This is a genomic window from Marixanthomonas spongiae (genome assembly GCF_003095375.1).
GTDB classification, from domain to species: domain Bacteria; phylum Bacteroidota; class Bacteroidia; order Flavobacteriales; family Flavobacteriaceae; genus Marixanthomonas; species Marixanthomonas spongiae.
The window spans coordinates 124741-133724 of the sequence record NZ_QEHR01000008.1 but is presented as its reverse complement, the minus strand read 5'-3'; the positions used below and the strand labels follow the sequence as shown (position 1 = coordinate 133724).

Sequence of the window (8984 nt, the reverse complement as noted above, 5' to 3'; positions counted from 1 at the left end):
TTTTTGTCAAACCCAACAATGGTAAAGTAAGTTAGTAAACCTTCAGGAAGGATTAAGCTTAGCAGGGGTAAATCAGTCTCTTTATTCATTGGAAAATATTTATCCGCAAAGAAAACTATTTTTCACTTTAGACCCAACTTTTGGACTTGATCCATGATTTTGCTATTTCTCCAAAACAGTGGTTGTACTAAAATTGTAACGGGCATAACACAATAATTCACTTTTAAACCGGTAGCTGATTTTTCAAGGAATTGAGCAATCAGAATGCTTTATTAAGTCAAGCATGTTGGGATGTTTTCATCCTTATTTTTTCAAATCATATTCTATTGGGTGACCCTCCTGGTTATTCAATTGCCTGCCTTAGTTAGCAAAGCTTTAAAATTGAAAGCATCTATAGCCTGCCAAGTTTTTTTTCTTCCAAGGTTATTGGTTAAGATGGTAACGTAAAGCCTGTTATGGTATAAAAAACTCAAACGGTATTCTTCATCTTGTTTTTTATAATGTTCTTTGGCCGTGATACCGTTTTGGGTAATGGTTTTAAAGTAACCCCCCGGTATTTCTTCGTTTAAGTTTTGATAAGCAATATTGTGAGCCGGTCCCGTGAGTTGCGATCCACGTTTGCCAGCACCATCAACGATGCTGAGTTTTACTTTTTGTTTGTTGGCATAATAGGTTATATCAAACATGGATACATTGTCTGGTGAGTTGGTGTTAATATTGGTGGCTGGTAATCCTAAGATTTTTTGTGGCCGCCACGAGGCATAGTCCTTATCGGTTAAAGGGGTGAGCGTAGCCAAACGTTTCATGTTGTTTTTTATATAGGTAGTTTTATTAGTCTTGGTTGCATTTGTTTTATCTGTTTGTGTGATTTGCTTTTTTGCTTGTTTATCTATTCCGTTTTTATTCTGCTTGTCTTCACAGGACATAATGAATACAAAGGTTAACAGATAGAGGTATTTTAAGTACTTCATGTTTGTAATTTTAATTAAACAGTATAAATTGTGTGTTCTCAGGTAATTCTTTTACGGTGGTCATAACGGTTTTTAAAGGTGTTCTTTTTTCACCATCGACATACGTTTCTACAATTTCAATTTTTACAATATTCCATCCCTTTTTCAAGTTGATATCGTATTCATGGATAAGTTCTACAGTACTTTTCATATCCATAGTATATGTTTTGGTTTTGCAGATACCGTTGACACTGGCATCTTTTTCTACATAAAAGAAATCGATGTAAAACCCTTTTACAAAATCTTTTTTACCCAATGCAAAATAACTTTCGTTGAATGTTTTTGAACTGACCAACCGCAAATAGCCGTAAAGCTTCTCTTTATTAATATTTGCCACCACAAATCTGGAACCGAAAGCCACCTTTTCAATGTTTTCATCTCCATTATTAACTATCACGGTTTCAGGCTTGCAGTAAAATGCTTCTCGTACGGTTTTGTTTTTCATTTTTATATTACCGCTTTTGTTGCTTTCGAGCCGTATCGATTTGAGGTTTTCTGCCAACTCCTCTTCTAACTTGATGACTACATTGCCTTTCTTATCTATTTCACCGATAATTATTGGTTTATCTGCGGGTATTGCAATTTCTGCTTTATTATGGGACCACGTTTTAACTGTTCCTGTGTAGGTGTTTTTGGCACAGGACGTTATAAAAAATACAAGTGTTAACAATACAATTATGTGGTTTCTCATTTCCAATTTTTTACTTGAATTAATAGTTATTGTCTTCTTTCAAAAAAACTATCATTCACGATATGTATTTTAAAGTTATCCCTCAGCTCTTACTCGTTAAAAGTTTCTTTTGTAATTATCTCAGTTAGGCTTTTTATGGTTTTGGGAGGATTGGGTCCTTCAAACTTTATTGATAGGGTATCTTTATTGGTAATAATCTGTAACGAACCTATAGCTCCATCGTTGCAGCCTGGGCAACCATTTATTTTTGGTAGTGCTCTTAAAGAGTCCAATGCGAATGACTGTCTTATTTGTTGCCACTCATTTTTTTTGAGTTGTATGGTATCTTTTTTAACCGATAATTCAGGGCTTTGGATTAATTTGCCGGGGGTTTTAATAACTTCCTTTAAGCTTTTATTTACTATAAACGTATAATCACAATATCCTTGACACATGGCTGAAGTATATTCTAATTTTATTTCGGAAATTACTTCGTGTTTTTGTGAACAGGAAGAATATCCGGTCGCGAATAGGAAAAATATTATAATTGGTTTCATCCCCTTAATTTTTATTCCATAATAACTTCAAATACATCTGCTTCATTAGCTTCTTCAGCACCATGACCATAGTACCAATTACCTGTATAAATCACTTGAGTGCTGGACTGTTCTAACAGGCCTGAGATGGAGTATTCATTACCAGTATCATCGTATGTATAGTCTGCCGTGAGTATATCATTGGCGAGCTCCCACGTTCCTGAGCCCAAATCAGGATTGTCTGCATTTGCCCTCACCACTAAGGTGCCATCACTGTTGAACTCTAATTCAAAAAAACTTGAACCACTGAAGGTCCCGGTAAACGTGCCTTGTAATGGGTTGCTCAAGTTAAAACTAACCGAAGTCTGGCCGGCACTGTTTGTTGCGATGACATCAAATGTATAATCACCAGGATTTAATTGTTTGTCCCAGTTTAATACCCCTGTACTACTATTTACGCTCAAGCCTTCTATACTACTTGATAATGAGATTGTACCTTGATTTCCGTTCCAAGTAATGGTTGGAGGTTGTGAGTTTCCTTCCTCAAAAAAGATGGCCGAAAGGTTCGTAACCGGATAGGTTAACGAAGGAGATGAGACAGCTTCATCGTCATCGGTTAAACCACAGGAAATAAAGAAAAGTGTAACTAGTAAAATCGTTAAAGTTTTTGTGTGATAAAATTTCATAATACGGTAGTTTTAAGGTTATTCTTTTTTACAATTGGTATTCAGATAAAAATCGAATAGTTTTTTGTTGGAATAAATTTATATAAGTGCCTATTTCCGGGCTTGAAGATATGTTCCAAAGGGTATAAAATATGTGACAAGGAGAGAAAAACTCTGTATTTATACGTGTTTAGAAGCATATTCGGTTGGAGTGCAACCATAACTCTCCTTAAAGCAACGTGTAAAATAGGAAGGGGAATTAAAACCAATTTGATAGGCAATTTCTGAAGTAGTATTATCAGATTCTTTTAATAAACGGCAAGCCAGTTTTAACCGTTGTGAGCGAATAAAAGCAGTTGTGCTCACACCGACAATAGAAGTTAATTTACGGTGCAATTGGGTGCGGCTCATATTCATGAGTTTTGAAAACTCTTCACTGGTAAGATCAGAATCTGTTATATGCTTATCAAGAACAGTTTGCACGCGGTTTAAAAAATCTGTTTCGGTGGAAGTAATTGCGAGATCAGGATTTAACTCAAAGGTTTTACTGAAATGTTCTTTCAGTTTTTTCCTGCTTTCAATGAGTTTTTTAATGCGTATGCGCAGTTTCTCTATACTGAAAGGTTTGGTAATATAAGCATCGGCCCCGGTTTTAAACCCTTCAATTTCATTTTCTTCACCTACTTTTGCCGTTAATAGAATGATGGGAATGTGGCTGGTCAGTTCATCATTTTTTAACGTATTGCACAGCTCTATTCCATTGGCTACAGGCATCATAATGTCACTGATTACCAAATCTGGCAGTTCTTTTTTTGCTATTTTAATTCCTTCTTTTCCATTTTCTGCTGTAAAAATCCGGTAATCCTGCTCCAGACTGGAGGCAATATATCCTCGAATTTCCAGATTGTCCTCCACGACCAGTACCGAGGCTTCCGTTGAAGATTTGTTCGTGTCTTCAAGTTGAATAGGCTGGGTGTCTTCAGGCTGATCGCTTTGCGGTGCCATTTCAGTTTCGGTAAAAGCCGTTTTATGTATAGGTAGGGTGACGCAAAAGCTAATTTCGTTCGCATTTTGTTCAGAAACCGATAGCGTTCCTTTATGCAAGTTGACCAACTCTTTTACAAGCGCTAGGCCAACGCCCATTCCTTCTGAAGACGGATCCTCTTGGTGAAAACGCTCAAACAATTGTTCTAAATTGGTTTTTCTTGAATCACTTTTCACATTTTTAACCGACAGTTTTAAGCGCCCTTTTTTTTCCAAGGCTTTAAGGTGTATAGCTGTATTTTTGGGAGCGTATTTTATGGCGTTGGACAAGAGATTGGAAACCACTTTTTCCACAATATCTTTATCAACCCAAGCATTGTGCATATTTTGAATCTCAACTTGTATGTTTTTATTGGTACTTTTTGCGGTATATTGAAAAGTAGCTGAAATTTGATGCAAAAGTGCCGATAGGTCTGTTTGTTCAACCGTTAATGTTGCGGCTCCAGAATCTACCAACGATAAGTCCAGCATCTGGTTAACCAAGCGCATCAACCTGTTGGAGTTTTGCTGAATGAGTTCTAAATCTTTTTGGTCTTCAGGTTTTAGTTCCTCTTTTTTCAATTGATTTTCCACAGGACCTGAAATCAAGGTGAGCGGGGTACGTATTTCGTGGGAGATATTGGTATAGAGCTTTGTTTTAAATTCATCCAATTTTTTCAACCGCTCAGTTTCTTCGTGTTCAAACTGCAATTGCGTTTGTACATGCCAACGCCATTTAAAATAAGCGTATAGACCATAAATAAGCAATAACGCCAAAAGAGCATATACCACTTTGGCAAGGTTGGTAGCGTACCAAGGTTTTAATATAGTAAATGAATAGGTAGTGGGGCTGTTGTTCCACACGCCATCGTAATTACTGGAAATTACCTGAAATGTGTAGTCGTTTGGTGGTAAATTGGTGTAATGTGCAGTATTGTTATTTCCAGATGCAATCCAGCCTTCATCGTTGTTTACAAGCCGGTATTTATATTCATTGCGGTCGGGCTGTGAGAAGTGCAAAGACGAAAAACTAAAGGTCAAGGTGTTTTTATTGTGCGGAAGCTTTTGATTTGGGACCATCTTCTGCTCTTTGTTAAAAACCTTTAATCCTGTAATTACGGTCTTTGGTTTTTTGGGGTTGAAGGTCAATTGATCGGGCTGAAACCAATTAATGCCTTCCAACCCGCCAAAATAAAGTGTACCGTTTTCGTCCCTATAGTAGGCTCCAGTATTGTATTCCAAAGCTTGTAACCCATCGTAATTGCTGTAATTTTCAATGGTAGGGCGATAGTTGGCATCGGTACTGAACTTAGATAACCCTTGATTGGTGCTCAGCCAAAGGTTGTTTTGACCATCGGGCAGGATGCCATAGACCACATTGTTGGGCAATCCATCTTTTTTTTCGTAACTGTGTACGCTCTTTTCGGCAATGTTGTAGAGTTTTAAGCCATTTCCGTTGGTGCCTATCCAAAGCAGATTTTTTGAATAGTACAAGCATTTAATGTTGTCTGAAATAGTATTTATTTTTGTAATGGTCTCCTTTTCAATATTTAATCGGTACAGTCCATCGTTTTCTGTTCCAATCCACAACGTATTGTTATCGCCTTGTACAGCGGTGCGGATGTTATTGGTCTGTAAATTTGAATTTGTTGCATCATACTTTTTTATGATTCCTTTATTTTTGTCATACACCAAAAGTCCTTTGTTGCGGGTGCAAAGCCAAAAGGTGCTTTTATTGCGTTTCAATATTTTCCATACCGTAAGATTTTCGGTGTCTTTGCAGGTTGTGATTTTATTGTCTTTGTTCAAAACCTGAAGGCCGTTGTTTTGGTGACCAATAAATAAATTTGCACCATCCTTGAAGAGGCTCATAATCCTATCGCCAGCCAAATTTGAGTTTTGTTGCGTAAAGGTTTTAAAATCACTTTCCGACAAGGATGCTTTGGTCAATCCTTTTCCCGAAGTGCCCATCCACATTGTATTGTTGTCAACCGTTATGGCCCGAACAACATCCACGTGAATGTTTGGAGGGGTTTGGTTGTTGGTGAGTACATTGAACTTGGCCAAGTTCTTATCATAAAAACTCAGGCCGGCACCATCGGTACCCAACCAAACGGTTTGTGTGAAATCTTTATACAGACATAACACATCATTATAATGAAGCGCATACGGGTCGGTTTTATTGGCCGTAAAATGCTGTATGGTTCTCTTTTCAAAATCAATTAAATAAGCACCATTTCCGTAAGTGGCCACCCAAAGCCGTTGCTGGTTATCTATTAAAAGGTCTTCGATGTTCAAATTTTTTGGGAAATGGTGTTCGTCAAAACCTATAAAGTGCGAAAAGAAGTTGTTATCAATGTTTTTTATAAAAAGCCCTTTGCCAAAACTGCCCACAAAAAGTGTGTTCTCTTTATTTGTTGAAAGTGCACTTAGGGCAAATCCGTTGAACAATTCCTGTTGAAGAAAACCGTACTTACCATCTTTGAGCTGCAACAACCCTCTTGAAGTGGTGACAAGAACGGCTCCATTCCATTCCATGATGTCGTAGCTGTCAATCGGGAGGTGTGCTTTGTTCAGCAGTTGTACAGTGTCTTTTTTTGCCGGATCAATTTGGTACAGCCCATTTCCGTAGGTGCCCAGATAATAATTGTTTTTGCTATCTTGATAAAATACACTTGCACGCTCTATTGAAGATGCCACGGCAAATGAATCGGTAGCGGCGTGGTACCTTTCCAACAGTCCGGTATTTGGGATACTCCATAAATTACCCTCCCGATCTACATACACTTTTCCCAATTTGCTGAACGTGGGCCTGGTGATATCAACAAATTGCCGATCGTAATGCGTAAATTTTTTCCCATCATATTTATTCAGTCCGTCTTGGGTGGCAAACCACATAAAACCGATGCTATCCTGTGCTATGCTTACCACACTATTTTGTGAAAGCCCTTGTTTCACGGTCAATTCACGAAACGAAACTTGTTTTTGAACCACTTCATTATGTTGTGGTAAAGCTTGTTTGCCACAAAACAAAACAAGAATAACGCTAAAAATATATGTAAGTGTAAAAATACTCTTCATACCTATTCAATATATATAAAGGTATAAAAGTATTTTTATATCATATTCAACTTAAAACGCTGCTTGTTTTCAGTAGGGAAAAATACTACCTGTTTTTAGTACCGAAAAGAGCCCTCAAAATCCATTTGATGCCATTGAACAACAAATAGATGGTGGCTGCCATAGCAAGAATGGCAAGTGGTAAAAGAAGGTATAGCGGAAGCACTTCTTTATTGATAAAGGCAAACGTAAAAAGATAGGTGGTCAAGACCAATAACGGTAAAGCTATCGCCAAACGTTTAAGCCCTTTTATAAGAAATTGTTTATTGGTGTATGTTTGGTCTGGCTCTTTCAATTTTTATGGTTTTTAATGGCTTTTCGAACGCTTCCGTGTTGTTTCAAAAGTTGTGCTGCTTTTTCTGAAGGGATGTTCAACTCATCCATGATCATTCGGGTGCCACGGTCCACCAGCTTATTGTTGCTCAGTTGCATATCGACCATTTTATTGCCTTTTACGCGGCCTAATTGCACCATCGCAGCAGTGGAAATCATGTTCAACACCAATTTTTGGGCGGTGCCGGCTTTCATGCGGGAGCTTCCGGTTACAAATTCGGGGCCTACGGTAACAACCACAGGAAATTTAGCGGTTGTTGCCAATGGACTTCCTTCGTTGCATGTTATACAACCTGTAGCAATGTTGTTTTCATTGCAATTTTTCAACGCTCCAATTACATAAGGCGTCGTGCCCGAGGCAGCAATACCGATCACCACATCTTTTTCTGAAATATCATGACTTTTAAGGTCGTCCCAACCTTGATTTTCAGAGTCTTCGGCAAATTCCACCGCATCCCTGATGGCTTTGTCACCGCCAGCAATCAACCCGATGACCATTCCATGCGGCACGCCAAAGGTAGGCGGGCATTCACTGGCATCTACAATGCCCAAACGGCCGCTGGTACCGGCACCTATATAAAAAAGACGCCCACCGTTTTTCAGTTTTTCTGAAACAATTTCGGAAAGTAGGGTTATTTCGGGCAATGCTTTTTCAACCGCCAACGGAACTGTTTTGTCTTCTTTGTTGATGTTGTGCAAGAGTTCGGAAACGCTCATCTTTTCTAGATGATCGTAGTTGGAATCTGCTTCGGTCGTTTTTTTGAAAGTCATAATGTAAAATTACGATTTTAGAAGTACGAATTGCGATTGAAAATTAAGATTATTGCACCGTGTAATTTAAAACAGAAGTTTCAGAAATACGGAAATAGCCCAGTGGAAAATTATCGGGGTTTGTTTCATTTACAAGGTTGCCACGTACGGTGGCCGGTTGGGTTTCGAACGGACCACCGCTGGCATCGCTGCCCTGTTGCAGTAGAATGAAGATAAAATTGTAAAATTGCTCATTTGTACCGTGCAAATAGAATGTTACTTGATCGCCGGTTTCAAGATCATCTGTTGACAAAAAACCAAAAATAAGATTTCCATCAAAAAACTTGTCTTCAAGTGCATCATAACCACTGCCACTTTCTGTTATGGCTTCAAAAAAGTAATAATTTTCTTCATTGGCAGGATCGGTAAAAAAGACTTTTAACTCGATGCTTTCGCCATCAAAACCGCCATCGTTTCGTTGTTCCACAAATTCCAAAGGAACTACGGGTTGTAGTTGTTCGGTAGCCGTATAAACTTCGTTTTTATAAACTATTTCAAGTGTGTAATTTGTATTTGGTAGCGGATTGAAACCTGGGTATTCATATACTCCATCTGAAGTGTTTTCAATTGTATATACTGTACCCTTTTCATCGGTAATAGTAACGGTAGCGCCATTGACGAGATTGATTTCAGAATCAAAAAACGGAACGGTCGTGCTCAGTTTAACACGTGTAATAGAAGAATCATCTTCAATATTCTTAGTTATTTTGGCATCAATGACCAATTTTGGTTCGCCTTCGTTTAAATCGACATCGACCACTTCTTCACACGAAGTGAATATTCCGAAGCAAATAATAAGTATAAGAACCCTCTTCAT

8 protein-coding genes are annotated in these 8984 nt (G+C 38.1%); all 8 read right to left on the bottom strand.

What is annotated here, in order from left to right; all coding sequences use genetic code 11:
* Positions 1–347: 347 nt before the first annotated feature.
* Positions 348–971 carry a hypothetical protein gene (locus DDV96_RS13035; RefSeq protein WP_116695205.1) on the bottom strand — a complete coding sequence of 208 codons (624 nt, stop codon included), beginning with the start codon at positions 969–971 and terminating at the stop codon, positions 348–350.
* Between the two features lie 10 nt (positions 972–981).
* Positions 982–1701, bottom strand: coding sequence for a hypothetical protein (locus tag DDV96_RS13030; RefSeq protein WP_116695204.1), 720 nt, complete (start codon positions 1699–1701; stop codon positions 982–984).
* 89 nt (positions 1702–1790) lie between these two features.
* The gene (locus DDV96_RS13025; protein ID WP_116695203.1) at positions 1791–2237 is read right to left on the bottom strand and encodes a hypothetical protein; all 447 of its coding nucleotides are present in this window, start codon (positions 2235–2237) and stop codon (positions 1791–1793) included.
* Between the two features lie 11 nt (positions 2238–2248).
* Positions 2249–2902 (bottom strand): putative Ig domain-containing protein, encoded by a 654-nt coding sequence (locus tag DDV96_RS13020; protein ID WP_116695202.1) that lies wholly within the window; start codon positions 2900–2902, stop codon positions 2249–2251.
* A gap of 159 nt (positions 2903–3061) precedes the next feature.
* Positions 3062–6985: a hybrid sensor histidine kinase/response regulator transcription factor gene (locus tag DDV96_RS13015; protein WP_116695201.1), complete on the bottom strand. Its 3924-nt coding sequence runs from the start codon at positions 6983–6985 to the stop codon at positions 3062–3064.
* An 85-nt stretch (positions 6986–7070) separates the two neighbouring features.
* Positions 7071–7319 carry a DUF6095 family protein gene (locus tag DDV96_RS13010; RefSeq protein ID WP_116695200.1) on the bottom strand — a complete coding sequence of 83 codons (249 nt, stop codon included), beginning with the start codon at positions 7317–7319 and terminating at the stop codon, positions 7071–7073.
* A complete protein-coding gene (gene murQ / locus DDV96_RS13005) occupies positions 7316–8128 on the bottom strand; it encodes an N-acetylmuramic acid 6-phosphate etherase (RefSeq protein ID WP_116695199.1) in 813 nt (270 codons plus the stop codon). Before murQ ends, DDV96_RS13010 begins: the two co-directional genes overlap by 4 nt.
* A 49-nt stretch (positions 8129–8177) precedes the next feature.
* The gene (locus DDV96_RS13000) at positions 8178–8984 is read right to left on the bottom strand and encodes a DUF4249 domain-containing protein (protein WP_116695198.1); all 807 of its coding nucleotides are present in this window, start codon (positions 8982–8984) and stop codon (positions 8178–8180) included.

Coding starts and splice junctions, on each gene's coding strand:
- DDV96_RS13035 (WP_116695205.1), bottom strand. CDS start 971: ATGAAGTACTTAAAATACCTCTATCTGTTAACCTTTGTATTCATTATG.
- DDV96_RS13030 (WP_116695204.1), bottom strand. CDS start 1,701: ATGAGAAACCACATAATTGTATTGTTAACACTTGTATTTTTTATAACG.
- DDV96_RS13025 (WP_116695203.1), bottom strand. CDS start 2,237: ATGAAACCAATTATAATATTTTTCCTATTCGCGACCGGATATTCTTCC.
- DDV96_RS13020 (WP_116695202.1), bottom strand. CDS start 2,902: ATGAAATTTTATCACACAAAAACTTTAACGATTTTACTAGTTACACTT.
- DDV96_RS13015 (WP_116695201.1), bottom strand. CDS start 6,985: ATGAAGAGTATTTTTACACTTACATATATTTTTAGCGTTATTCTTGTT.
- murQ (WP_116695199.1), bottom strand. CDS start 8,128: ATGACTTTCAAAAAAACGACCGAAGCAGATTCCAACTACGATCATCTA.
- DDV96_RS13000 (WP_116695198.1), bottom strand. CDS start 8,984: ATGAAGAGGGTTCTTATACTTATTATTTGCTTCGGAATATTCACTTCG.